A 25,517-nucleotide genomic window follows, 5' to 3' on the forward strand; every position below is an offset into this window, starting at 1 on the left:
GCGATCGACGCGGCCTTGGCCAGGTCCCGCTCGCGCAGTGCCGGCGTCGCCGCGATGACCTGCAGGCGTGGTTCGGCGAAGGGGCGGTTGTCCTCGAGGAGGTGCTCGACCTTGCGGAAGGCGTAGAGCAGCAGGTCGAGCGGCTGGAGACCGTCGGGTGCCTCCGCCACCGCCTGTACCAGGGACGCGCGCAGGTCGGCTTCGCCGTCGAAGAGCACCTCGCGTTTGTCGGGGAAGTGCCGGAAGAACGTGCGTTCGTTGAGGCCGGCCCGGGCGGCGATCTCGGCCGTGGTGGTCCGGTCGAACCCGCGTTCCCGGTACAGCTCCAGGGCCGCCTGCTGCAGGCGGCGGCGCGCTTCTGCTCCGCTCCTTGGCACGCTCCGCAGGATACCGCATATGCCAGTGACTGACGCTACTTGACGCCAGCGACTGGCGTTACCTACAGTCAGCGACTGGCGCTACGTAGCGCCAGTCACTGGCATTAAGGGAGAAGGTCTCATGCATGTCTTCGTCACCGGCGGTTCCGGCCAGACCGGCCCCGCCGTCGTCACCGAACTCATCGCGGCCGGTCACACCGTCACCGCTCTGGCGCGCTCGGACGCCGCGGCCGCCCGGCTGGCCTCGCTCGGGGCCACACCCCACCGCGGCTCCCTGGACGACCTCGACAGCCTGCGCAGCGGCGCCGAGGCCGCCGACGGAGTCCTGCACATGGCCTACGGCGGCGACTTCTCCGCTCTCGACGACATGACGAGGCGCGACCGGACGGCGATCGAGACGCTCGGCCGGCCGCTGGAACACTCGGGCAAGCCGCTCGTCGTCACCTCGGGCACCCTGGTCATGCCCGCCGGCCGGGAGAGCACCGAGCAGGACGAGCCCGACGCCACCGGGATCGCCGCCTTCCGCCTCGCCGGGGAGCGCGCGTGCCTGGACTTCGCCACCAGGGACGTACGCGCCGCCGTGGTGCGCCTGGCTCCCACCGTTCACGGTCCCGAAGATCATGGTTTCATCCCCATGCTCATCGCCACCGCGCGGAAGACCGGCGTATCCGCCTACGTGGGAGACGGCACCAACCGGTGGCCCGCGGTGCACCGGCTCGACGCGGCGGTCCTGTTCCGCCTGGCGGTGGAGCAGGCGCCCGCGGGCAGCGTGCTGCACGGGGTGGCCGAAAGCGGCGTCACCTTGCGGAGCATCGCCGAGACGATCGCCCGGGGCCTGGGGGTGCCTGCGGTCTCGCTGACGCCCGCCGAGGCCGCCACGCACTTCGTCAGCCCGTTCATGGCCGTCGCGTACGGGTTCGACGGGCCTGTCTCCAGTTTCCGCACGCAGGAGCTGCTCGGCTGGTCACCCGTACACCCGACCCTGCTCGAAGACCTGGAGCACGGCGACTACCTGAGGTCCCCGCAGCACTGAGGAAGTCGCTGCGGAACGGCACCTGCTGGGACGGCGCCCGCGTGGTGTCATGGCCGTGTCACGGAACGGCCGGCAGGTCAGGGCGTGGGGCCGGCCTCACGGCGGGGCCGTGGACGATCCGGTCCAGGCAGTCGCGGAACAAGTCCTCGACGGTGCGGCCGGGGCACCTTCTGGCTTGTCGCCTGCCCGGGGGCCGAGTACGGGCCGTCGCCGGCGCCGAGGACCGGGCACGACTCAGGCCCGACCTGCAGGTCACGTCCGCCTTCGCGAGCAAGCGGAGCGTCTGCCTTGCTAGGGGGTTGGTCGCTTGCGTGCCGGTTCAGGTGAGCGATCTTCGCCTGCGTCGTTTGCGCCGAGTGGACGTGGGTCTTCGCCCCAAGGCAGCACTGTCACGGATGTTTCCGGCCGGCAGGACGGGCCGTGACGGTGGGCGAGGAGAAGTAGTGCGCTTGTCCCTGTCCTCATCTCGGCGTGCCCGCGGACGGTTCGGCCGCCGGCTTGCCCTGGCCGCCGCTCTGGCGCTGGCGCTGGCGGGCAGGCCCGCTCTCACTGTGCCGGCACACGCCGCGTTCCCGGGCACCAACAGCAAGATCTACTACTATCAGCTCACCGGCAACGGCGACATCTACTCCGTCAATCCCGACGGCACCGGCGTCACCCAGCTCACCAGCGGCTCCGATGCGGCCAATGGCCCCGCCGGTTTCTCCGCCGGCGGCACCCAGATCGTCTATGCCGCCAGCAGCGACCTGGTGGTCATGGACGCCGACGGCACCAACGCCACCACGCTGGGCATCGACGCCTTCTGCGAGCACCGACCATCGTTCCGGTCTCGAACGCCGGAGGGTGCTTGATCACGGTTTGGTGTCGCGCGACCGGATGATCTTGACGTGGGAGCACCCATGAGACGTTATTAGAACACATGTTCCCATGTTGGCGGGAGGCTCTCGTGTTTCCATCCCTGGTTCGCCGATTAGCCGCTTACTGCGGCGCCGCCGGCCTGATCACCGGCCTGCTTACTGTCACGGCCCCCGCCGCCTCGGCAGCTGGCACCCCCACCGACCTCGGGGTCGCCGACTCCTACGCCGCGGACCTGGCCGTCGGCGGCGGCCGGGTGTTCGTTCCCGCCGGCGACCGCATCATCGTGGCCGACACTGACGGAAACCTCACCGGCGGCGTCGTCACCGGCCTGCCCGGCGTCCAACAACTGGCCGTGAACGTGGACGGCACCCGCCTGTACGCCGCTCTCACCGCCTCGAACGAGGTCGCCGAGATCGACACCGCGAGCCTCGCCGTCACCCGCCGGATCGACCTGTCGGCCCACCCCTGCCCGTCCACCCTGGCGTTGCTGGGCGAGCGGTTGTGGGTGGGGCACGGATGCGACAACGGCACCGGCGGCGTCGTCGGCCTGGATCTCAGCGCGAGCGTCCCGGCGCCCGTGGCTGTCGGGGGCGAGCACCTGCGGCCGCCCGTGCTTGCGGCCGCCGGCGACACGCTCGTGGTCGGCCAGACCGCCCTGCACGACGCCGACGTGCTGGTGTATGACCTGGGCGAGGGCGCCCCCGCGCTGCGCGGCACGATCGAGGGCGAGGAGTCGCACATCGACTCCCTGCGCGATCTCACCCTGAGCTCCGACGGCGGCACCCTGTTCAGCGCGGCCGACGCTCCCGGTCACCTCTCCAGGTACGACACCAGGACCCTGGCGGCGACCGGCACCTACGGCGCCGGCTGGAACGGGTACCTGTCCGCCGTGGCGCTCGGCTCGGACGGCGCGTACGTCGCGGCCGGAGGCCCGTGGGGCAGCACCGACCTCACGCTCTACGACGCCGCGACGGGCGCGGAGCTGTTCGCGGCCGACCAGCCCGACGCCGAACTGCTCCCGGACGGCGTCGCGTTCTCCGGCACGGACGTCTTCGCGCTGCTGCGCAGTTCCACGGACCGGCTGCTGCTGTGGCGAGTGACGGGCGTCGCGCTGCCGGCCACCAAGCTCACGGTGACGGCCCCCGCAGTCGCGTACGTCGGCTCGCCGATCACCGTCGAGGGGCGGCTCACCGGCGCCGATGGCGAGGCACTGGGGCTCAGGCCGCTCACGGTGATCCAGTACCTGCCCGGCTGGACGAAACTGCCGATCACCGGCGTGACGACGCGGCAGGACGGCACGTTCACCTTCCAGGACACGCCCGTCTTCGAGCTGCCGCCGTACGTCGGCGAGGTGATCTACTGGGTGTTCTGGGACGGCGACGACGGCCACCGCCGCAGTAGCGTCTCCGGCCTCGTGACGGTCAAGCGCGAAGCCGCGCTCACCCTGACAGGGCCACAGTCCGGCGTCGCCGGCACGGCCGTGGAGCTGAGCGGCGTCCTGACGGAGGGCGGCAGGCAGCCCTCTCCGGGGGCCACGCTCACCGTGCAGCGCACCCTGTACGTCAAGGGCACCAGCGGTAAGACCGTCAAGCTCCCGGCGGTGAGGGTGAACGCCGACGGCACGTACACGTTCACCGACACGCCCGCCAGCGTCGGCAGGTACAGCTACCTCGCGAGCTACGCGGGGGACGGCGGCACCGGACCGGCCCAGGCCACCCATCAGATCATCGTCAAGTAACCGGACAACCGGTGCCCGGCCGCCGGGCCGGGCACCTCGGCCGGAATCCGACCGCGCGAGGTGGAGCGGCAGTCACTGGCCAAAGGCTCGGCCGCGACCGCGCTCCTGCACGTCGAGCGATACGAGTGCCGTCAGCAACCGGCGGGTCTCGGGCAAGGTCAAGGGATGCGGTCGTCGGTGACCCTGGGCGGTTGGGCGGCGGCGTTGGCTGTCAGGAGGGCCAGGGCGAGCATGGCCAGGGTGATGTGCCGCTGCCAGGCCGTCCAGCCGCGGACCTGGTAGTGGTCCAGCCCGACCTGGCCCTTGGCGGCTTGGAAGGACTCCTCGCCCGCCCAGCGGATACCGGCGATCTTGACCAATGCCCCGCACCAGGCGGCGCTCGGCCGGCGTGAGCCGTGCCGGAATCTCATGGTCCTCATGCCGACGAAACTTCACTTCTCCTGCCCCCTTGCCTGTAGGTAGTTGATGTCCCCCATGATCGGCTTCGTAGCGGGATGGCCGGGGCTTCGGGGCCTGGTCTCGACCACGTGGATCAACTCCTTCGTCAACGGGCCGCTTCGACCGACGATCGCCGTCAGGCCGTCTAAGCCGCTCCGACGTCAGCCGGCCACGGTGGCGGGCGGCGGTGGCGGCGGTGTGGTGTAGGGCGCGACCAGTGCTCGCGTGGCGAGCGCTGCCTTGCCGGAGAAGGGCATGGGTGTTCCTTTCGGTAGGTCGGCCGCGGACGAGGAGGGTGAAGTCCCTGACACAGATTCATGCTGGTGAGCTTCTTGTGTGAGCCCTGTGCGGCGAAGGTTCGGGGGCGTAGGCGAGTCGAGGTCGCGCCTACGCCCCCGCATGTCCCGGCCAGGAAGCAGGATCAGTTGATTGAGGATGCCCGACAGTTTTGAGGGCACGTGGCCGATGCTGGTCTTCCCATGGGGGGCCGCTGAAGACACCACGTGACTGCGAGGCTGATCAGGGTGAACGACGTTCACTCCGCGTCGGCGGGGTGCCGATGTGGGAGCCCCCGTGGGCTAAGGTCTGCTGTCTGCTCGATGCCGGGCGCGCGGGCGTGGGCGGAGGGTTCCAAGGTGACGATGGAGTGGCTCACGCCGCAGGACGTCGCGCAGACCGTGGGGTTCATCGCGAGCCTGCCGCCCCGGGCGAACCTCCAGCAGGTCACCATCATGCCCACCGGCCAGCCCAGCTGACCGTCCCCGCCCGCCGCGCTCGAACGCCCACCAAAGTACGGTCCTGCCGTGCCGAAGGTCGGCTTCGCCCGCCATCTCCTTGATCGGGCACGGCAGGGCGGCCGAGACTCGGTCGCCATGGAAGAGATGCTGACCGAGGCCGCTCGCCGCCTGGGTGTCACCGGCGCGCAGGTCGCCGTGCTCGCCGACGGCGAGTTGCGTGAGGCCGCCACTGGGGTCGCCAACGCCGAGCTGGGCACGCCGATGGACCCCCGCACGCTGATCCAGATCGGTTCGACGACCAAGCTGCACACCGCGGTGCTGGTGATGACGCTGGTCGACGAGGGTGTGCTGGACCTGGACGCGCCGGTCGTACGCCGGCTGCCGGAGCTGCGGCTGTCCGACGCCGCCGCCACCGCGTCGGTGACGGCCCGTCACCTGCTGTCCATGACCAGCGGGATCGACAACGGGTTCTACGACGACCCGGCCGACTACCTGGCGACGCTGTCCGGTATGCCGATGCTGTTCGCCCCGGGTGAGGGCTACTCCTACAGCAACGCCTCCACCGTCGTCTCGGGCGCGCTGGTGGCGCGACTGACGGGGTCGAGCTGGGACGAGGCGTTGCGGCGCAGGGTGTTGGAGCCGCTGGGGCTGCGCGAGAGCCTGACGTCGTGGGAGGAGCTGCCGTATCACCGGGTCGCGGTCGGGCACGCGCCCGACGGATCGGTGGTACGGCCGTGGACGTTCTCGCGCGCCTCGGGGCCCGCGGGGAGCACGTTGTGCTCCACGGCCGCCGATCTGGTCAGGTTCGGCGAGCTGTTCGTACGGGCGGGGGCCGGTGTGCTGTCGGCGGAGGCGTGCGCCGCCATGCAGGCGCCGCAGGTGTCGCTGCCGACCAGGAGGTTCGCCGACCGCTGGTGCCTGGGGCCCTACCAGCGCGATCTCGGGGGAACGACCGTGCTCGGTCACAGCGGGACGAACCTGGGCGGCTCCTCGACGCTGCTGTGGGTGCCGTCCACCGGCGTGGTCGTCGCGGTGGTGTGCAACAGCCCGCACGCGGGCTATCCGCTTGCGGCCGCCGTGACCCGCGAGCTCCTGGGAGCCGGTGCCGTGGACGTGGAGCCGGTGACGCGGCTCACCGCCGACGCGGGCCCGTACGAGGGCCGATACGCCGCCTGCGACCTGCGCTACGAGGTGACCTCGGTGGACGGGGTGCTGACGATCACGCTGGAGGACGTGGCCTCGGGCGCCGTCAGCCCGCCGGTGGCGCTGCTGCCGCTGGACGAGCACCGGTTCCTGCCCGAGCAGGACCTGTCCGGCGGGCGGGGCTGGGATCTGGCGTTCGCGGTCCAGGACGGCCGGGCGGTACGCCTGCTCAACGGCGGCTTCGCCGCCCGCCGCATCGCCTGAGCCCAGGCTCGGCCGACCGGCCCGGCGTCGCGGGCTCAGGCCCGCCCGACCAGTCCGGCGTCGCGGGCTCAGGCCCGCCCGACCAGTCCGGCGTCGCGGGCTCAGGCCCGGCCGACCAGCCCCGCGTCGTGGGCCAGCAGCGCGGCCTGGGTGCGGTTGGCGCAGCCGAGCTTGCCGAGCAGCCGTGACACATAGCCCTTGACCGTCGTCTCGCTGAGGTAGAGCCTGCTGCCCGTCTGGGAGTTGGACAGCCCTTCGGCCAGGCAGACCAGCACCTCGGTCTCGCGCTCGGTCAGGCTGTCGACCAGTCGCCTGGCGGCCCGCCTCGCGGGCTCGGCGGGGGCGAAGGCCGCCACCAGCCGCCTGGTCAGCTCGGGCGAGACGACGGCGTGCCCGTCGGCGGCGACCCTGACGATGCCGGTCATGTCCTCGGGGTCGGTGTCCTTGAGCAGGAAGCCCACCGCGCCCGCGCGCAGCGCCCGGACCGCGTACTCGTCGAGGTCGAATGTGGTCAGGATGATGATCTTCGGTGGGCGCGGCAGCCGGCAGGCTCGCTCGGTCGCCGTCAGGCCGTCGACGCCGGGCATCCTGATGTCCATCAGCACGACGTCCGGCGCCAGCCGGACGATCGCCTCGACGGCCTCGGCGCCGTCGTGCGCCTCACCGACCACCTCGATGTCGGCGGCGCGGGACAGGATCGCTCGCAGGTGGGCGCAGACCATCCGCTCGTCGTCCACAAGCAGGACCCTGATCATCGGGCGCTTCCCCTCCCCTTTCCGAGCAGGTGTCCGGGCAGTTGCCCGGGCAGTCTGGCCGGCAGTGTCGCCAGCACCTCGAATCCTCCCGTCTCGGTCGGCCCGGCGGCGAACGCGCCGCCGACCAGTTCCACCCGCTGCCGCAGGCCGAGCAGCCCGGTGCCGGACGACGGCAGGCTCAGGCGCATCGGCTCGGCGCGCGCCGGGTCGGCCGGATGGTTGCGCACCTCGACGCGGACCCCGCCGTCCCGAGGGCTCAGCCGGACGGAGACCGGCGCGCCCGGCGCATGCTTGCGCACGTTGGTCAGCGCCTCCTGCACCACCCGGTAGGCGGTACGGCCGAGCGGCGCCGACAGCTCGATCCGCTCGTCCTGGCTCAGCGACACCGGCAGCCCCGACTCGGCGACCAGGCGGGAGACGTCGAGCAGCGTCGGCGGCGGGGCGAGATCGGCCGGTTGCCGGTCGTGCAGCACCCCGACGACCTCACGCAGCTCGCCGAGCGCGCGCCGGCCGGTGGCGCGCAGCTCCTCGGCGGCCGTACGCACCTCGGGCGTGGGCGCGGCCATCCGCAACGAGCCGGCCTGCAGCACCATCAGGCTGACGTGGTGGGTGACCACGTCGTGCATCTCGCGGGCCAGCCGCGTGCGTTCCTCCAGCCTGGCCTGCTCGACCAGCAACCGCTGCTCGTGTTCGGCGCGTTCGGCGCGTTCGGCGAGCGCGGTGTTGAGCCGCCGCTGGCTGTCGGCGTAGAGGCCGAGCAGCGTCGCGGGGATCACTACCAGGCCGCAGATCGCGACGAGGTTCAGGGCCGTGGCGAGGTCGGGCGCCTCCCACAGGTGGCTCAGGACGACCAGCGCCAGCCCGGCCACCGCCACGAGCAGCCGCCGGTCGCCGCGGTGGGCGCCGAGCGAGTACAGCGCGAACGGCATCGCCACCGGCACCTCGACGAAGCCGAGCGGGATCATCGCCAGCGCGACGGCGAGGGGGAAGCGCCGCCGGCCGAGCAGCGCGACCGCTGCCACGGCCTGCACCCACAGCCCCTGCCAGGGCACGTCGGGCACCAGCGCCATCGGCACCGCGCCGCTGATGGCCAGATCACTGCCGACGCCCACCACGCCCACGGCCGTGGCGAGCGCGACGTCCCCCGACAGCCTTCTGACCCGCGCGTTCATACCGCCACGCTATCGATCCGCGCAGGCCGGAAGGATCCGACGAAAGTAGGATGCCGGTGCCTACGATCCCCACAGGACAGCCCCCGTTCGGCGCTCGTGCGGGCCTGCCGCGTCGCGTGATCCTCGATGCGTGAACGATCTTCCAGGCGAACACGCCTCCCTGACCAGGCAGGACGCCCGCGCGATCCTGGGCGTCACCGGCAAGGAGGGCGACACCGCTCCCCTGCTGCGCACGCTCAGGGAGCACGGCGTCGGCCTGTCGTTCCTGGTCGCGCTGACCGTGCTGGCCGTGGTGGACAACTTCCAGACCCAGGTGTTCGGCGTGCTCGCGCCCGAGATCGCCGCCTCGCTCGGGATGGACGCGGGCTCGCTGTCGGGGATCGTCGCCGCTCAGGGCGTGGCGACGGGGATCGCCCCGTTCGCGGTGGCGGCCCTGCTGCGCCGCCACCCCCATCGGGTACGGCTGGCGGTGGGCACCGGGTTCGCCTGGAGCCTGACCACGCTGTTCACCGGATCGGTGGCCGGGCCCGTCTCGCTGGCCGTGCTGATGCTGGTCAACGGGGCCACCACCGGCACGGTGGCGGTGCTGCACCCGCCGCTTCTCGTGGACGCCTACCCGCCGCCCGCCCGCATGCGGGTCATGTCGCTGTACTCGGCCTCGTCACCGCTGGCCGGCGTCCTCGCGCCGCTGGTCGTGGCGGGACTGGTGTCGTGGCTCGGCATGGACTGGCGGGCGGTGTTCGCGACGTTCGGCGGGCTGTCGCTGGCGGCCTGCCTGTACGCGCTGCGGCTGCGCGAGCCCGTGCTGGGCCGCTGGGACGTGGCCGAGCTCCAGGCCAGGTCGGGCAGCGCCGTACCGGCCGCGGACGCGGGGACGGCGGAGTTCGGCGGATTCCGGGCGGCGTTCGCGCGGACTCTGCGCATCCCGACCGTCCGCCGGATGTGCGTCGGCTTCACCGCGGTAGGGGCGCTGGCCGCGCCGTACGGGGTGGTGGTCTCGACCCTGCTGGAGCAGGAGTACGCGCTCACGCCCGGCCAGCGCGGGCTGTTCACCGGCGCCGCCGCCGCGGTCTCGATCGCGGCGCTGGCCGCCTTCGGGACCAGGGCGGAGGCGGCCTACCGGGCGGGTCCGGCGCGGTTCATGGCGCTGTCGGGCGCGGCGCTGGCCGCGGCGGCCACGGCGTTCGCCCTGTCCGCGGTGGTGCCCGTGCTGTGGGTGATGCTGGCCCTGCTGGCGCTGGGCCAGGCCTTCCTCGCGGTGATCGGGCCGTGCCTGTTCATCGGCGCCCTCTCGGTCGTACGGCCCGCCGACCGTCCGCACGCCATGGCCGCGCTCGGTCTGATCATCGCGGCCGGCGGCCTGGTGGGCGCCGGGCTGCTGGCCCTGGCGACCGCCTTCCTCGACCTGCGCGGCGCGCTGCTGTTGCTGCTCGTCCCCGCGGTCCTCGGGTCATGGTTCATCGCGACCATCCGCAAGACCCTCATGGGCGATCTCGACGCCCTCATCGACCACGCGATCGGAGAAACCAAGTGATCGACGCCTATCGCCGCGCCGAGGCGCTGCACGTCTCGCGGGAGGCGAAGCTCGTGCACCGCTCGGCCGTGACGCCGGTCTGGGAGGAGGACTCCTTCTGGTACCTGGTGAGCACCCCCGAAGGCCCCCGCCAGGTCAGGGTCTTCCCCGAACGGAAGGAACGGGTGGAGGGCCCGGCCCCGGCCGCCGAGCCGGTGCTCCCGCCCGAGCTCACCGGTGCCCAGACCTCGCCCGACGGCCGTTTCACCGTGACCTGCGAGGCCGGCGACCTGCTGGTGAACGGTACGCGCGTCACCCGCGACGGCGAGCCCGGCCACGCCTACGGCCTGCCGAGCGACCAGAACCGGATGCCGATCGTCGCCGCCCAGCAGGGCATGACCACGCCCCCGCTGCTGGCCTGGGCGCCCGACGGCCGCCGGTTCGTCACCCACCGCGTGGACCAGCGGCACGTGCCCACGCTGACGATCACGCAGTCGTGCCCCCCGGGCGGCGGCCGTCCGCTGGCGCACACCCTGCACTACGAGATGCCCGGCGACCCGCTGCCGACGGTCACGCACGCGATCTTCGACGCGGAGACGGGCGAGCGGGTCGACGTCGCGCTCGGGCCGCTGCCGTTCACGCACGACGCCCCGCTCAACCTCGACCGGATCTGGTGGGAGGACGACGACACGCTGTGGCTGCTGCACTGCACCCGCGGCAACCGGGGAGCCGTACTCCACCGCGTCGACGCCAGGACCGGCCGCGTCGAGGTCGTCCTGGAGGAGCACGCCGAGACGGTGGTGGCAACGGCCCCGACGATCGTCGTCGCGCCCCTCGTGCGCACCCGCGGCGAGGAGGTGCTGTGGTACTCCGACCGGTCGGGCTGGGGCCACCTGTACCTGTACCGAGGCGGCGAGCTCGCGAACGCCGTCACCACCGGAGAATGGCTCGTCCGCGAGCTGCTTCAGGTCGACTGGACGGCCAGGCAGGTGCTGTTCCTGTCGGGCGGGCACGGGTCGAACCCCTACGACCGCCGCCTGTGCCGCGCGGACCTGGACGGGGGCGAGGTCACCGTGCTCACCCACGAGGACGCCGACCACCAGGTCCACGTCTCCCCCGACGGCCGATGGCTCGTCGACACCTACGCCACACCCGGCACGCCGAGCGTCACCGTGCTGCGCGACGCAGCCGGAGCGCTCGTCATGCAGCTGGAGCAGGCCGACCTCAGTCTGCTGGAGAAGGCCGGGTGGCGGGCGCCCGAACGCTTCACCGTCAAGGCCGCCGACGGCGTCACCGACGTCCACGGGCTGCTGTTCCTGCCGGGCGACTTCGACCCGGGCAAGCGGTATCCCGTCCTCGACTCGATCTACAACGGGCCGCAGATCACCCGGCAACTGCGCACCACCCTGCGCGGCTACACGCTCGACCCGTGGCTGCTCGATCCGGCGGGCGGCGCGCCGTCGCTGGCCGCGCTCGGCATGGCCGTCGTGGTGCTGGACGGGCGCGGCACGCCATACCGGGGGAAGGCGTTCCAGGACGTCTCCTACGGCGACCCGGCGGTGACGGCCGGGCTGGAGGACCACGTGGCGGCGATCACGCAACTCGCCGCCGAACGGCCCTACCTCGATCTGGAGCGGGTGGGGATCACCGGGCACTCCGGCGGCGGCGCGGCCACGGCCAGAGCAATGCTGACCCATCCCGGCTTCTTCCACGTGGGCGTCGCCTCAGCGGGCGACTACGAGCACGACGGCTACTACGCCGTCTGGGGCGAGACGTACCAGGGGCCGCCGCCGCAGGACTACGCCGCGGGCTCGATGCTGCCGCACGCCGGCGCGCTCGCCGGCAAGCTGCTGATCATCTTCGGCGAGATGGACGACAACTGCCATCCCGGCCTGTCGCTGCGGCTGGTCAATGCGCTGGTCGAGGCCGATACCGACTTCGAGATGCTCATGGTGCCCAACGCCGCCCACGGCTACCTGCACGCGGAGGCGCACGTGCTGCGCCGCACCTGGGACTTCCTCACCCGCCACCTGATCGGCGCGGAGCCGCCCGCCGGATACCGCATCGACCCGACCTTCGGAGCCGCCGCATGAGCGCCGCCCTTCCCGACCTGCTCCCCGATCTGCGGGCCGATCTCCACGCGCTGGCCGGCGAGCACGGCGTCACCGGCGCGGTCCTCGCCTTCACCGCCGGCTCCACCGCTGGCGCGGAGGTGGCCGCCGCCGCTACGGGAGTCCTCAACACCCGTACGGGCCAGCCCGTCACGACCGACTCCCTGTTCCAGATCGGCTCGATCACCAAGGCGTGGACGGCGACCCTGGTGCTCCAGCTCGTCGGCGAGGGACGGCTCGACCTCGACCAGACCGCGCAGTCGGTGCTGCCCGGGCTCGCGCTGCCGGAGCCGGTGACCATCCGGCAGTTGCTGGCGCACACCGGCGGGTTCGAGGGAGACGTCTTCGCCGACACCGGCAGGGGTGACGACGCGGTCGACAAGCTGGTCGCGCTGCTCGCCGACGTGCCGCAGCTGTCGCCGCCGGGCGCGATCTGGTCGTACAACAACGCCGGGTACGTCGTCCTCGGGCGTGTCGTCGAGGTCCTGCGCGGCCTGCCGTTCAACGCGGCGCTGCGCGCGCACCTGATCGGCCCGCTGGGGCTCACGCACACCGCCACCAGCGCCGACGAGGCCATCCTGTACGGGACGGCGGTCGGGCACGCCGCCGGCGAGCCGGTCTCCACCTGGTCGCTGATGCGCTCGAACGACCCGGCGGGCGCGAGCCTGGCGATGACCGCCGCAGATCTGCTGACCTTCGCCCGCGCCCATCTGGCCGACGGCGCGCAGGTGCTGCCCGCGAAACTGGCCAGGACGATGCGGGAGCCGCAGGTCGCCCTCCCCGACCTCGGCCGGCCCTCCAGCTGGGGTCTCGGCTGGGAGGTGCAGGAATGGGCGGGCGGCACGGTCGTCGGGCACGACGGCTCCACCCCCGGCCAGGCCGCCACGCTGAAGCTCGTACCGGAGGCGGGGGTGGCCGCGGTGCTGCTGACGAACGGCGGCGACCCCGACCCGCTGGTGGCCGAGCTGCTGACGCCCGTGCTCGGCCGCCTGGCCGGGATCAGCGCGCCGCCGCCCGTGAAGCCGCCCGTGCCCCCGCTACCCTTCGACGTCGGCCGCTACGCCGGGCGCTACGTCTCGGAGGTGACGGCATGGGAGGTGACCGGCGACGCCGAGGGCCGGCTGTGGGTGACCGTCACGCCGCTCGGCGCGATGGCCGAGCACGGCGCGCCGCAGACGTTCGAGCTGGCCAGGCTGCGCGGCGACACCTTCGTGTTCGCGCAGGCGAGAGGCGGGACGCACGCGGCCGTCGCCTTCGTCGGCGACGACGACGGCCGGGCCCGCTACCTGCACACCGGACGGCTGAACGTACGCGATCCCCTGCGAGGACCGTTGGGCCGGACTGCCGGCTAGACCGGCACGGAGGGGTTGTAGAACAGCGCCCCGATCCGTTGTCCGGTGGCCTTGCGTCGCGTCATGTTCAGCGAGACCTGCGGCCCGTCCGGCTTCGCCCAGTCCACCGGCACGGCGAGGGTGCCGCACTCGGCTCCCGGCTCCTTCCCGCAGGCTCGCCAGTCGATCGCGTCCTTACTGGTCACGCGTACTGCTCGGCTCGCCTGGGCCGTCCCGGCGGCGGGTGCCGCCGGGACCGCTGCCGCGATCAGCGCCAAGCCCGTGACGAGAGGGGGCCATTTGATGATCTAGATCGTCTCCGGCCCACCGGCCCCCGCCATCGGCCTTTCGGACCGGCCGCATCGGCCGAAGGACCGATAGTTCATCGGCTCACGTTCGCCCTGGTTCACGGCGTGACCCGCAGGCCCTCCAGCAGCGTGGCGAGGTAGCGGCGGGCGGTGGCGGCCCGGTCGGCGGTCGCCCCGCCGTGCACCTGCGCGGCGTAGGCGACGCCGCACATCAGCGGGACGAGGTCGTCGGCGGCCAGGCCTGGCCGGACCGCTCCGGCCTCCCGCGCTCGCCGGAGCAGCGTGTCGCCCGCCGACCACAACGCCTTCTTCAGCTCCGTCGTACGCGGCAGCGCGTCGGCCGGCGCCGCGGCGACCGGAGCCAGGGAGGCGTCGCTCACCTGGGCCTCGACGGTACGCATCAGGAAGCCCTCCAGCGCGCGCCAGGCGTCGGCCTCGGCCAGCGCCCGCTCGCCGTGGGCGGCGAGGGCTTCCAGGCACGGCGTGGCGACGGTCTCCAGCAGCGCCTCGGGCGTGGCGAAGTGGCGGTAGACGGTGCCGACCCCGACGCCGGTGCGGCGCGCGACGTCGTTGAGCTGCAAGGGGACGCCTTCGTCGACCAGGGCACGGGCCACGGTGACGATTCTGTCCCAGTTGCGGGCCGCGTCCTTGCGCAGTGGCGTCGTCATGGGCCCAGGTTAACCGGATCGTCCATCCAGTTGCGGCCGGGTCAGCGGCGCGTGGCGTTCGCTCAGCGCGCGTACCGCGTCGGCGATGCGGGGGTCTGTCGCCACGCGGAAGGGCGCGGCCGGGCCGCCGTGCGGGCCGATGACCACCCCGGTCCGGCCCTTCAGTGCCTCGTCGGTGGCGGCGACGACGGACGACCGGGCGGCGGCGGAGGCCGGGCCCGACGTCGAGCGTTCGAATCTGCGGCGCACCAGCGGCCACAGCAGCCGCAGGGCGGGCGAGACGATCTTCGGGTCGGTCATGGTGCCGTCGGTCATGCCGGTCGCGGCGCCGCCCGGGTCGGCGGCGAAGACCGACACGCCCGTGCCGTCCAGGCGTGCGGCCAGGTCGAGGGTGTAGGCCAGGTTGGCGAGCTTGGCGCGGCCGTACCAGTGGAAGCCGTAGTAGCCGCCAGGCGGCTCGGCGGCGTCGAACACCCGCTTGGCCGCGACGACCGCGCCCGAGGTGACGTTCACGACCCGGCTCGGGGCTCCGGCGGCGAGGGCGGGCAGCAGCAACTCGGTCAGCAGGTACGGCGAGAGGTGGTTGACGACGAACGACGCCTCGACCCCGTCGCGTTCCTGCCGGTCGGGGAACATCGCCCCGACGTTGTTGACCAGCACCGTCAGCTCCGGATGCGCGTCGGTGATCCGCGCGGCGAGCATGCGGACCTGGTCGAGCGAGCCGAGGTCGGCCGCGAGGAACCGGGCGGGGTGGGCCGCCCCCGCGGCGTTGATCTGCTCGACCGCCTGCGCGCCCCGCCCGGCGTCACGGCCGACCACGGTGACCGCGAACCCCGCCCTCGCCAGCCCCGACGCCGTCTCCAGCCCGATCCCGCCCGTCCCGGCCGTCACCACAGCGGTCCTGTTCATGCCCTGCCCCCTCATACCGGATAAGTCATCCATTTATTGGCACTGTAGCACCTATCCGGATGACCCATCCGCTTTACGCGGGGGGCCTGTGGGGGACCGCAGGCCGGCAGCCGCTTATGATCGCGCGGTGCGGACATGGACGGAGCGCCCTGGCAGAACCGACGTCGAGGCGGTCGTCCGCCGCTACTTCGGCCTGCTCCGGGCCGGGCGGATCGCCGAGGCCGAGCAGCTCGTCGACCACTCCTCGATCCGGCACGTGCTCAGGGCGCTGTGGACGGGCTCGGCCGGAGCGGACGCCGATGCGGAGGAGGCGGATCGCGGCCCCGCCGCCGGCGAGGAGGAGCGGGACCTGTCCTGGCTCGGCGAGCTCGACCTGGGAGGCATCCGCTGGGGTCACACCGACAGCCATGTCTGCGCCGAGGTCACCTACCGCGCGCGGACGATCGAGGTGTCGCTGGGCTTCTGGGTCAAGCCCACGGACGCCGGCTGGGTCCTCGCGGGACCGTCCACCCTCTGGTAGGGAACCGGCGGAGGACAATCGCGGGGAGGGCGGCCATGTCGGCGGCGGCCAGCGCCTGCCGGGCGGGCTCCAGGAAACGCCGGCCGGCCTCGGTGAGGCGCACCCCCTGGCCGCCGCGATGGTGGCGTCGAGCCCGTCCCTGCCCCGCACGGAGACCAGCAGGTCGGTGTACACCGCGTCCTGCGCGAAGACCTCCGCCAGGACGGCCTGCCGCGCGGCGGCGTCGGTCTCGTTCCACGCGGCGAGGTAGCGCTGGACTAACTCGTTCATGTCGCTCATGTCGTTCTCCTCAGTGATCCTGCTCTCTTGTGACCACCAACTTACGGAGGCGGGAACGGCGCGGAATCTGACGTGCTTGAGTACTTCGGTACCGGAGTTGACCGTCGATCATGGTGAGCTGGATCGCGGCCACACCGCGTGCTGTGAGAACCCGGCCCACGTGCCTGACGTGCCTGACAAGCTCATCGGTCTCTGACCTGCGACAAGATGGCAAGAAGCCACGATAACGCGCTTTCGTTGAACGCCTCCTCCCGCTCCTTGTCGGAGGACTTCATGACGACTGAGCGGTCCCCACAGCGACCGCCGGCGGGTGATCGCCAACACGGTGTCGCTGCACTCGATCTCCACGTCTGTCTCGGCTGGGAGCCTCTTCGTTCCCTCGAGGATTTCGGCCGCGGCACGCATTTCCTTCGTGGTAGGAGCAGGGGCGTCGCCACCAGGCATACGAGGCCGATGACGATGCTGGCAGTGGCCCAGTGCCATCCCCGGTGAGCAGCGTCGGCCGCAGCCTGCCGACCCGAGCGGGGGCCTGCTACGACGAGGACTGGAACCCGCGGGCGCTTCCCGGGGGCTGCGCGCCGGACGATCGCGTCCGGCGCACGTGCGGGTCCGCTTTGCGGCGGCCCGCACGTGCCGGCAGGAGCTCAGTGCCCCGTGGGACATGTCTTCGCTTGCCGTGCCCGCGTGGAGGGTGTCATTCGGAGGCGTAGGAGACCAGGCAGCTTCCCGCGCCGGCGGCCAGCCCGGTGGTGAAGCCTCCGATGACGCCGACCGCGATGCCGAGACCTCCGCTGAAGGCTCCGGCGATGCCGCCCGCCAGGGCGGCGGCCCCGCCCCAGATCAACCCTTGTACGGCGCAGTTCTGGGTCTCGCTGAGCACCCGCCCGGTCGGGTCGGTGTAGTTGACCGGGTTGCAGGCGGCGTAGGCGTAACGGTTGCCGCGCTTGGTGTCGCCGAGGAAGGTCAGCGAGTCCTGCTGGGTGAAGCGGCCGGTGGCCGAGTTGTACCAGCGCTGGCCCAGTTTGACCGGTGAGATGTCGGGGGCCAAGTTGAGGCCGCCTGCGTAGCGCAGGATGTTGGTGCCTGGCACGCTGCCGGTGGTGGCGACGGTTTGGCCGTAGGCGTCGTAGGAGTGGGTGGCCGCCACCGTGCCGGACGCGTCGACGACCGCGGTGACCGAGCCGAGGGCGTCCAGGACGTAAGCGTAGGCGCCGGAGGAGCTGATCAGGCCGAGCGGGGTGCCGCGGCCGTCCCGCTCCACGTAGTTGGTGACCGAGCCGTTGGCGTACGACTGCAGCCACGGCTGCTCGTTCTGGTCGCTCTTGCCGTAGACCAGGCTGAAGGCGCCCGCGGACACGAGCTCGGTGTTGCCGCGGTCGGCGTAGCGGTTGGTGGTCGTGGTGCCGTCCTTGCCGCGGCTGGTGAGCTGGCCCGCGGCGTTGTAGGTCATGGTGCCGAGGAAGCCGCTGGTGGTCTGGTTGCCCGCACCGTCGAAGGCGGCGTTGTCGCCGTCGATCTGGTTGGCCGAGTTGAAGGTGTAGGAGTGCTGCTGGGCGCCGTCCTTGCTGTCGGTGGTGCGGTTGCCGTCGGCGTCGTAGGTGTAGGTGTAGTCGTGACCGTGGACGTTCGTGGCCTTGGTCAGCCGGTTGGCCTTGTCGTAGCTGTAGACGGTGACCTCGCCGCTCTGCTCGTCCTTGGCCGAGTACCGCAGATCGCTGTCGTTGCCCGAGGTGGTGGCGCAGGGCGTGCCGGCCGAGTAGCAGTAGGAGAGGTCGGAGACGACGTCGGAGTCCGAGGAGGCGCGGGTGGAGGTGATGCGCTTGATCCGGCCCGAATCGTCGTAGGAGGTCTTGGTACGCAGCGCGTAGTGGGAGTCGTCGGGGGAGTTGAAGGAGGTGCCGGTACGGCGGCCGTCGTCGTCATGGGTGAAGCGCCACTTGTGGCCGCTCGCGCCGGTCATGGACGACATGAGGTTGCGGCTGTCGTAGGCGTAGGTGGTGGTGCCGCGGCCGTCGGTGAGGGAGATCAGGTTGCCGACCAGGTCGTAGGCGTAGCGCAGAGTGCCTCCGCCGGAGGCGGAGGTCCGGGTGAGAACCTGGTTGCGGGCGTCGTAGGCCCAGGTGGTCGCGCCGGAGGCGTCGGTGCGGGTGGTGAGGTTGCCCGCCGCATCGTAGACGTAGGCGACGGCGGGGGTGCCGTCGGAGAAGGAGGCCCGGGTGATGCGGTCGCTCAGGTCGTACTCGTAGCTGGCCTTGCGGCCGGCGCCGTCGGTGCCGGTGAGCAGGCGGCCGAAGCCGTCGTAGGTGAAGGTCCGTACGCCGAGGCTGTTGCCGGTCGGCGGGGTGATCTTGGTGAGGGTACGGAACGGGGTGCCGTCCCACGGGTCGGTGTCGTAGGCGTACGTGGTGGAGTTGCTGCCGTTCTTGGGGTCCGTGGAGGACTTGACGGTGCCGTCGTCGTTGTAGTCCACCTTGGCCTTGGCGGCCGTTGCGTCTGCGGAGGAACTCAGGTTGCCGGCGCCGTTGTAGGTCAGCGTCGTCTTGTTCTTCTGCGGGTCGGTGAAGGAGGAGGGCTGGAAGGCGGCGGTCGGGTTGGTCGAGGTGGCCGGGTTGGCGTAGGCGAGCGTGGTGGTGGCGCCGGTCGCGGCCTTGCTGGTGGTCATCGATTCGCCGTTGTTGGCGCCGTAGGTGTTGGTTGTGGTGCCGCCCGTGGCCGTGACCGACGAGGCCACGTCGAAGAAGGGTGTGTACGCCCGCTTGCGGGTGTGCCCTGCCGGGTCGGTCGTCTCGGTGATCCGCTTGCTTGAGGAGTTCACCTTGTACGTTGTGTGCGGCACCGAGGAGACGGGCTGCGCCTGATCGGTACCGGCGTCGGCCACCAGGGTCTGCGTGGCGGAAGGATAGGTCAGCCTGGTGATCGAGGGTGCCCCGGAGTCGTTGACCTGGGTGACGGAGGTCACCCGCCGGTCGGCGTCGTAGGCCAGCCGCAGTTCCTTGCCCCGGGCGTTCCTGATCGAGGTGAGCAGGTGGCCGGAGGCGTAGCCGAACTCGACGCGTGCACCTGTGGGGTCGGTCAGCGAGGCGAGTTCTTTGCCGGAGTTGTAGGCGTAGGTCACGGTGCGGGTGGTGCCGGTGCCGTCGCTCTGCCGGTATCCGCTGATGGTGCCGTCGGCGTTGGTGGTGACGTACACCAGGCCGGGGTCGTCGCCCGCCGCCGCGCGGGCGGCCGCGGCCGACAGAGTGCCGCGCGCGATGAACTCGACGTCCACCGGGTCGCCGTCGACGTAGGAGAAGTGGGTGTAGTTGCCGTTACGATCCTTGTTGGAGTCGAGCCGTCCTGAGCTGTCGAACAGCAGTTTGCGGCCCTCGTCGTGGTAGGTGAGCGTCCAGTCGCCCGCCGAGTTCTTGGTGAGGTCGGCCTTGAACTCCTTGGGCGAGGCGTAGGAGGTGGTCGAGCCCGATTTGAGAGTGAACTTCCCGTTCACGCCGTCACCGTCCACCAGCAGGACCGCGCCGTCCTCGGCCTCGAACAACTGCTGCTCGAACCCCTCGCGGGTACGCCAGCCGTTACCGAGCAGGCCCTCGTCCATGCCGTGACCGAGCAGCAGGCTGTTGTAGACGGCCCCGAGTGTGACGGTGCGGCTGAGCGCGGGCTGGGTCAGGTCCGCGGTGCGTACGAGCGCGTTGCCCGAGCCGACGTTGACCTTCACCTCCACGTGGTCGGAGACCTGGTAGGTGAGGAAGGTGCCGTTGCGTGTGGGGCCGGTGCCCACGGGAGGGTCAGGTTGCGGCGGCCAGAAGGCCGCGGCCGGCGCGGCTGGGGCCAGAGCGGTGATGAGCGCGGTGACGACACCGGCGCACAACAGCGTTCGCAGGCGCATGGGCGCGAACTCCTTCACGGAGGGGGTGGGGACACCTGAAGATCAGCCCAGGTCTGGACCGCCGCAAGGGATGGAACAGAAATGGACGGTATTGCACGCTCTCGTCCGGGTAGATCTGGCGGCGGCACAGCGATCAGCACGTACCTTCGTCAGCCGGCAGACGCCACAGGGGACGCCGATGACCGATCATCGTCTCGCCGACCGGGCACCCGATCCCTCTCAGGCCCGCACTCCGGACGACTATGTCGCCCTTCTCAACGAGCTGCGGCTGTGGTGCGGCAACCCGTCCCTGCGGCGGTTGCGCCAGCTCGGCGGCCTCGTTGTCGCGCCCTCGGGGGCGAAGGTGCACGCCTTGGCGCCGAGCACGATGTCGTACGTGCTCACCGGGCGCGGCCTGCCTCGGCTGCCCAAGCTGGAGTTCGTACGGGGGTTCGTCGGGGCCTGCCTGGCGTCCTGCGGCGACCCGGCGAGTAGCGGCCCCGAGGTGGAGCGCTGGGTCACCGCCTGGCGCCGCCTGGCCCGCCCCGCCACCGGCCAGCCCCCTCCCCCGCCGCCCTCACCGGACCCCGGAGCTCCCACGACGGTCCCCGCCGCCGTCCCGGAGGTCGTCGGTGGTGCTCCTGCGACGGTCCCGCGCGAGGTGAAGGGCTCCTCGCCGGGGCGGCGGACGCGGCGCCACACCATGACGGCGATCCTTCTGGTGGGCGTTCTGGTATGGGGATACTCCGTGAGCACCACACGACCGCCGCACCATCCCGCGCCCGCCTTCCCTCCCACCCGGGCGGCGCCGCTCGCACCCGCCAAGGCCGCCCCCGCCGCCAACGTCGAGGTGGCCGCCAGGCTCGACGTGTCGGTCTCCGGCGACCGCGTCTTGGCCACGGGCACGACGCTCCAGGCGGGGGCCTCGTACCGCGCTTATCTCGCCTTTGACCTGCCACCGGCGACGGGCAGGCGCGTGAAGAGCGCCCGGCTGCTGCTCTGGAACCACGCCTCACCCGGCTGTGGGGCCGCCCTGGACGGGGGGATCGAGGTCCGCCGCGTGACCTCCTCCTGGTCGGACAGCACTCTCACGCCTGGCCGCCAGCCCGGCACCACCACCGAGGGAGCGGCGGTCAGCCGCGCCGCCCACGGCGGCCCGCACTGCGATGGTGGCTACCTGCGCTTCGATGTCACCGGCATCGTCCGGGCGTGGACGGCCGGCGAGCCCGAGGACGGCCTCCAGGTACGCGCCCACGACGAGGACGACCCGCACGCCTGGCGCAGGTTCTACGCCGGTGAGCGCGGCGAAGAGGGCGCGGCGCCCCGGCTCGACATCGTCTACAACGCCGTCCCCGGGACTCCGTCCATGCTCGGTCAGTCCATCGGCACCTCGCTGACCCTGAGCGCCGCCGTGGCCGACCCCGACGGCGAATGGCTGGACGCCGAGTTCGAGCTCTCCGTGGCTCCGGCCCACGGCACGAGTACGAGTACGGGCATGGTGATCTGGCGGGGCAGTGCCTCGACCCGAGCCGGACGGCCGGGCACGGTCACCGTGGACCGGGCACTGCTGCGACCGGACGTCCTGTACCGCTGGCGCGTCAGGGGCGACGACGGCACCGACACCGGCCCCTGGACGGGCTACCGCTACGTCCGCCTGCCCGGAACGGGCGTCCCGACCTCGCCCACCGCGGGGGCCGGTGAGCGCGGCGCTTGATCGTCCGGGCGGTGCCGAGGCGGTGAGAGCTGACGCCTGACGAAATTGAGGGTCAGGCCAGCTGCCTGGCTGACCACTCCGTCGGGCCTCTCCAGGGGTGCCACCGGAACGGCGCGATCCGTCGCTGCGGCACGGCTCGCCACGGACGTACAGCCAGTACGGGTGCCGCTGCCCGGAATGCCAGGCCACGCAGACCGGCTGCACAGCAGCGCGGCGGTGGCTGGAGGAGACCGCTGCCGGAGCGCGGTGAGACGAGGCCCGACCGCACGAGCGGCGATCGTGGCGCCGAGGCTGCGGCTGGTGTGGGCTCAGCTGTTTGGTCCGGCGTGCGTCGCGGATCAATGGCTTCGGCTCCGGGCCGGTACCGATATGGCGCTCCAACCCCGCAAGCCCTATTGTCGCCCATCGTGAAGCCCCTCAAGATCGCGGCACTCGCCTGCGTCGTCCTCACCCCCTTGACCGTCACGGCGGCCGCGCACGCCTCGGCGTATCCCGTGACGAACCCCGTGCTCGTCAAGAACGCGTTGTACCAGGCCGGGCCGCTGCCCACCACGACCTGTGACAACCTGCCGGACGAGCCCACCACGCCCGCCGAGGCCCGCACCTACATCAACGAGGCCCTGCGCTGCCTGGAGAACACCTGGGGACAGCACCTGCAGAAGGCCGGCCTGCCCTATGAGCCGGTCAAGGTGCGGTACGTGACCCGCCTGCCGAAGAACTACTGCGGGTCCGAGGACGGCAGGACGATCCAGGCGTCCGAGGTGTGGTATTGCGACTGGGACCGCACGCTGTCCTTCAAGATCGGCAAGTACTGGCTCCTCGGGCCAATCACCGGCCTCGATCTCTTCAACACGGTCGCCGGCACCTACAGTTACCACGTGCAGAAGCAGGCCGGACTCTACGACGCCGGCGAGAACCTCAGAGCCGCCAGCAAAGCCGAGCACCTCGAGCAGGGGCGGCGCATCCACCAGCAGGCCGAATGCCTGGGCGCGGCCTTCACCAAGAGCGTCTGGCCGCTGCCGGGCAAGACCGAGCGGGACTGGGAGAAGGTTGCGGCGTCCTTCTACCGCGACTCCGCCGAGTACGGCAAGGCCGCCAACCGCAAGCGGTGGGTCAAGGCCGGCTTCCGCACCGCCGACCCGGCCTCCTGCAACACCTGGGCGGCAGCCTCGTCCAAGGTCTCCTGACGCGATTCACCCCGGCCCGGCTGTCCAAAACAGCCTGATCGCCATAGGAGGGTTGCCGTAGTCCTCGGGAAAGATCCGGCGGAAAGGGCCGTGGCCTGGCGTCTTCAATGACCGTGTAGTCGGTCTGGGGGTAGACCCCAGCAGCTAGTGTTCTGAGTCCTTAATTCGATTGAGATATGCGGCGATGGTCTCGAAGATCTCCTCTGCGGTCTTGATCCAGACGAACGCCCGGGGATTGTCGTTCCATGTGTCGATCCAGGCTTTGAGTGCGCGTTCCAGATCGGTGACCGAGGTGTAGGACCCGCGCCGGATCATCCGGCGGGTGATCTCGGCGAAGAACCGCTCCACCAGGTTCATCCAACTGGAGTAGGTGGGAATGAAGTGCAGGCGGAAGCGGGGGTGAGCCAGCAGCCAAGCCTTGACGACCGGTGCTTTGTGCGTTCCGTAGTTGTCTAAGACGAGGTGGACGTCCAGCTCGGCGGGTGTCTCGCGGTCGATCTGGTCGAGGACGTGCGGAACTCCACCGAACGGTGCCGGCGGCGGTGGGCGGAGATCACCTTGCCCGAGGCCGCATCCAGGGCCGCGAACAGAGTGGTGGTGCCCGCCCGGATGTAGTCGTGGGTCTGGCGCTCGGGGACCGCCGGCATCATCGGCAGCACCGGCGAGGAGCGGTTCAGCGCCTGGATCTGGGACTTCTCGTCCACGCACAGCACCAGGGCCGCCTCGGGCGGGCTGAGGTAGAGGCCGGTGACGTCGCGGACCTTCTCGATGAAGAAGGGGTCGTCAGATAGCTTCCACTTGTCGACCAGGTGGGGTTTGAGTCCGAAGGCCCGCCTGATCCGTGAGACGGCGGTCTGGTTCAGTCCGGTGCGCTCGGCCATCATCCGGGTCGACCAGTGCGTGCCGCCGTCGGGCGGGGGTTGTTCCAGGGTTTGCCTGATGACGTCCTCGACGTGGCTGTCGATGATCTTTCTCGGCTGGCCGGGGCGGTCCTTGTCGGACAGTGCCTGTAGGCCGCCGTCGATGTAGCGGTTGCGCCACTTACCGACCGTCTGCTGCCAGGTACCGAGGTCGCGGGCGACCTCGGTACCTGGCAGCGCAGGATGATGCGTGCGCGCTGTGCCATGACCTGCGCCGATGTTCGCCGGCGCGCGACCTGTTCCAGTACGCGCCGATCCTCTTCGCTGACAAGCAAGGGCCGTCGAGGTCTGCCACGCTTCGCCATGCAGACATCATGCCTATTTATTCATCGAATTAACGACTCAGAACCCTAGCGCGCGGCCGAGCGGGCCGCGCTCGACGCGGGGTTCAGGACGGCTGCGGCACCGGGATGAGCGGGGGCGTCGTCAGGGTGAGGCGGGTGGCGGTGGCGCGGGCCGCTAGTCGATGTCGCGCGTCCTGCGAGCGGCTGGCCGCCGCGGCGGTCCCCGGCGGCACCTCGACCCGGAACGGATGGTCGGCCGCGTATCGGTCCTTGCGCACGCCGGTGAGCGTCCAGCAGACCTTCTGCCCGGGGGCGCCGCCCGCGATCCCGAACCTGTCCCCCGCCAGTTCCTGGCTGACGTGCAGGTTCGGCGCGGCCGCGCCGATCGGCGTGAGCTGGTAGCAGAAGGCGGCGTTCAGCGCCGACACGTAGGCGGGCAGGACGACGGTGGCCGCGCCGGCGGCGTCGAGGGTGACGGTGCCGTCATAGAGGTTCTTGCGCTCCGCCGCGTGGACCCCCGCGTGCTGCAGGTAGCGGTCGGAGGCGGCGGGGTGGGGGATGAGGAACGCGTTCTCCAGGTACGTGACCGGGCCCAGCGTGTCGAGGCCGGTGTCCACGGCGGTGAAGCCCTGCAGGATGGACGGGCCGCGCGCGTACAGCGCGGCGCCCTCCGTGCCGGCGGGGGCATGACCGACCAGGCCGAAGCCCAGCGGCGACACGGCGATGCCCACGACTCCGTCGGAGCCCTCGGCGCTGACGCCGGCGCCGTACTCGCCGCCGATCGCCCGTACCGCGCCGCCCGGCTCCCCCGCCGCCTGGGTGGCCGCGTTGGTCGCCACCACGGCCCAGCGCCCGGCGTTGGCGGTGGTCGCCTCCAGGCCGTGCTGCAGGTTGCCGGTGGCTCGGACGCCGGCGCCTGCGTCCGCCGCCGTCCCGGCGTTGGTGCCCCAGAGGCCGCAGCTCGCCCCGCTCTCCGTACGGCCGACGGCGCCGAAGCTGGCCTGGGCCTGGCCGAGCAGGCCGTACTTGGTGCCCTTCTGCCAGACGTGCAGGCCGTGGCCCTTGGTCGAGTTGGTGACCAGGGTGGTGGGTCCGGCGTCCGTGCCGGCGTCGTTGGTCCGGCCCACCAGCAGGGGGTCGCCGGCGGAGGCCGAGGCGGCCGAGGGTAAGGCGGCGGCCGCGCCCGCGGCGAGCCCCGCGGCGCCGACGGCGAGCATGCGCCGTCGCGAGGTTTCCGACATGTTGAATTTCCTCTTTCCGTTTTCTGTGTCGGAAACAGAAGAATGCACCGGGGAGAGCGCTGTCAATGCACGAACGATGTCCGGACGATGAATTCTTTCAAACAAATGCAGGCTCTTGACAAAAATTGCCACCGACTCAATTCTGGAGCGTCGGCAAT

18 protein-coding genes and 2 pseudogenes are annotated in these 25,517 nt (G+C 71.5%); 10 read left to right on the forward strand and 10 right to left on the reverse strand.

Annotation, left to right across the window (positions count from 1 at the left end):
• A partial coding sequence (locus tag AB0J71_RS42030; RefSeq protein ID WP_364419694.1) for a TetR family transcriptional regulator occupies positions 1-377 on the reverse strand: 377 nt, incomplete at its 3' end.
• A gap of 121 nt (positions 378-498) precedes the next feature.
• On the opposite strand from AB0J71_RS42030, the gene AB0J71_RS42035 reads away from it, so the two are divergent.
• The 3 genes from AB0J71_RS42035 to AB0J71_RS42045 all read left to right on the forward strand — a co-directional run bounded on the left by AB0J71_RS42035 (position 499) and on the right by AB0J71_RS42045 (position 4,006).
• A complete protein-coding gene (locus tag AB0J71_RS42035) occupies positions 499-1,410 on the forward strand; it encodes an SDR family oxidoreductase (protein ID WP_364390182.1) in 912 nt (303 codons plus the stop codon).
• Positions 1,411-1,853: 443 nt separating this feature from the next.
• Positions 1,854-2,261, forward strand: a complete 408-nt coding sequence (locus AB0J71_RS42040; protein WP_352330904.1) for a hypothetical protein — start codon at positions 1,854-1,856, stop codon at positions 2,259-2,261.
• Positions 2,262-2,356: 95 nt separating this feature from the next.
• The gene (locus tag AB0J71_RS42045) at positions 2,357-4,006 is read left to right on the forward strand and encodes a hypothetical protein (RefSeq protein WP_364419696.1); all 1,650 of its coding nucleotides are present in this window, start codon (positions 2,357-2,359) and stop codon (positions 4,004-4,006) included.
• 158 nt (positions 4,007-4,164) lie between these two features.
• Here AB0J71_RS42045 and AB0J71_RS42050 read toward each other — a convergent pair.
• Positions 4,165-4,365, reverse strand: a pseudogene (locus AB0J71_RS42050) (IS701 family transposase); the annotation flags it as partial.
• A 951-nt stretch (positions 4,366-5,316) separates the two neighbouring features.
• Between AB0J71_RS42050 and AB0J71_RS42055 the strand changes: the two are divergent.
• Positions 5,317-6,588 (forward strand): serine hydrolase domain-containing protein, encoded by a 1,272-nt coding sequence (locus AB0J71_RS42055; RefSeq protein WP_364419699.1) that lies wholly within the window; start codon positions 5,317-5,319, stop codon positions 6,586-6,588.
• A 101-nt stretch (positions 6,589-6,689) separates the two neighbouring features.
• Here the strand turns inward: AB0J71_RS42055 and AB0J71_RS42060 are convergent, their stop codons facing one another.
• Together AB0J71_RS42060 and AB0J71_RS42065 are read right to left on the reverse strand one after the other, a co-directional pair.
• On the reverse strand, positions 6,690-7,343 hold the full coding sequence (locus AB0J71_RS42060) for a response regulator transcription factor (protein ID WP_352327845.1): 654 nt from the start codon (positions 7,341-7,343) through the stop codon (positions 6,690-6,692).
• A complete protein-coding gene (locus tag AB0J71_RS42065) occupies positions 7,340-8,515 on the reverse strand; it encodes a histidine kinase (RefSeq protein WP_364419701.1) in 1,176 nt (391 codons plus the stop codon). The genes AB0J71_RS42060 and AB0J71_RS42065 overlap by 4 nt, the downstream gene beginning before the upstream one ends.
• 130 nt (positions 8,516-8,645) lie before the next feature.
• Between AB0J71_RS42065 and AB0J71_RS42070 the strand changes: the two genes are divergently transcribed.
• Genes AB0J71_RS42070 through AB0J71_RS42080 form a run of 3 tightly spaced genes read left to right on the forward strand, consistent with a single transcriptional unit; the run spans position 8,646 to position 13,491 of the window.
• A complete protein-coding gene (locus tag AB0J71_RS42070; protein WP_364419703.1) occupies positions 8,646-10,049 on the forward strand; it encodes an MFS transporter in 1,404 nt (467 codons plus the stop codon).
• Positions 10,046-12,121 carry a DPP IV N-terminal domain-containing protein gene (locus AB0J71_RS42075; RefSeq protein WP_364419705.1) on the forward strand — a complete coding sequence of 692 codons (2,076 nt, stop codon included), beginning with the start codon at positions 10,046-10,048 and terminating at the stop codon, positions 12,119-12,121. The genes AB0J71_RS42070 and AB0J71_RS42075 overlap by 4 nt, the downstream gene beginning before the upstream one ends.
• Positions 12,118-13,491 (forward strand): serine hydrolase domain-containing protein, encoded by a 1,374-nt coding sequence (locus AB0J71_RS42080; protein ID WP_364419707.1) that lies wholly within the window; start codon positions 12,118-12,120, stop codon positions 13,489-13,491. Before AB0J71_RS42075 ends, AB0J71_RS42080 begins: the two co-directional genes overlap by 4 nt.
• Here the strand turns inward: AB0J71_RS42080 and AB0J71_RS42085 are convergent.
• The 3 genes from AB0J71_RS42085 to AB0J71_RS42095 form a co-directional block, all read right to left on the reverse strand.
• Positions 13,488-13,676 carry a hypothetical protein gene (locus AB0J71_RS42085; protein WP_364419709.1) on the reverse strand — a complete coding sequence of 63 codons (189 nt, stop codon included), beginning with the start codon at positions 13,674-13,676 and terminating at the stop codon, positions 13,488-13,490. The genes AB0J71_RS42080 and AB0J71_RS42085 overlap by 4 nt on opposite strands.
• Positions 13,677-13,876: 200 nt before the next feature.
• Positions 13,877-14,446: a TetR/AcrR family transcriptional regulator gene (locus tag AB0J71_RS42090; RefSeq protein ID WP_364419712.1), complete on the reverse strand. Its 570-nt coding sequence runs from the start codon at positions 14,444-14,446 to the stop codon at positions 13,877-13,879.
• Between the two features lie 9 nt (positions 14,447-14,455).
• Positions 14,456-15,355 carry an SDR family NAD(P)-dependent oxidoreductase gene (locus AB0J71_RS42095; RefSeq protein ID WP_352327644.1) on the reverse strand — a complete coding sequence of 300 codons (900 nt, stop codon included), beginning with the start codon at positions 15,353-15,355 and terminating at the stop codon, positions 14,456-14,458.
• Positions 15,356-15,482: 127 nt separating this feature from the next.
• On the opposite strand from AB0J71_RS42095, the gene AB0J71_RS42100 reads away from it, so the two are divergent.
• Positions 15,483-15,875, forward strand: coding sequence for a hypothetical protein (locus tag AB0J71_RS42100; RefSeq protein ID WP_352327643.1), 393 nt, complete (start codon positions 15,483-15,485; stop codon positions 15,873-15,875).
• A 973-nt stretch (positions 15,876-16,848) separates the two neighbouring features.
• Here AB0J71_RS42100 and AB0J71_RS42105 read toward each other — a convergent pair.
• Complete coding sequence (locus tag AB0J71_RS42105) at positions 16,849-20,034, reverse strand: RHS repeat-associated core domain-containing protein (RefSeq protein WP_364419714.1); 3,186 nt, start codon at positions 20,032-20,034, stop codon at positions 16,849-16,851.
• A gap of 178 nt (positions 20,035-20,212) precedes the next feature.
• Here AB0J71_RS42105 and AB0J71_RS42110 point away from each other — a divergent pair, with 178 nt between their 5' ends.
• Both AB0J71_RS42110 and AB0J71_RS42115 read left to right on the forward strand, forming a co-directional pair.
• Positions 20,213-21,727 (forward strand): DNRLRE domain-containing protein, encoded by a 1,515-nt coding sequence (locus tag AB0J71_RS42110; protein WP_364419716.1) that lies wholly within the window; start codon positions 20,213-20,215, stop codon positions 21,725-21,727.
• Positions 21,728-22,134: 407 nt separating this feature from the next.
• Positions 22,135-22,914 carry a neutral zinc metallopeptidase gene (locus AB0J71_RS42115; protein ID WP_352327640.1) on the forward strand — a complete coding sequence of 260 codons (780 nt, stop codon included), beginning with the start codon at positions 22,135-22,137 and terminating at the stop codon, positions 22,912-22,914.
• 144 nt (positions 22,915-23,058) lie between these two features.
• Here AB0J71_RS42115 and AB0J71_RS42120 read toward each other — a convergent pair.
• Positions 23,059-24,139: pseudogene (locus AB0J71_RS42120) on the reverse strand (IS630 family transposase).
• 83 nt (positions 24,140-24,222) lie between these two features.
• Complete coding sequence (locus tag AB0J71_RS42125; protein ID WP_364419718.1) at positions 24,223-25,359, reverse strand: hypothetical protein; 1,137 nt, start codon at positions 25,357-25,359, stop codon at positions 24,223-24,225.
• Positions 25,360-25,517 lie beyond the last annotated feature (158 nt).

This window comes from Nonomuraea sp. NPDC049637 (assembly GCF_040675235.1).
Taxonomy (GTDB): domain Bacteria; phylum Actinomycetota; class Actinomycetes; order Streptosporangiales; family Streptosporangiaceae; genus Nonomuraea.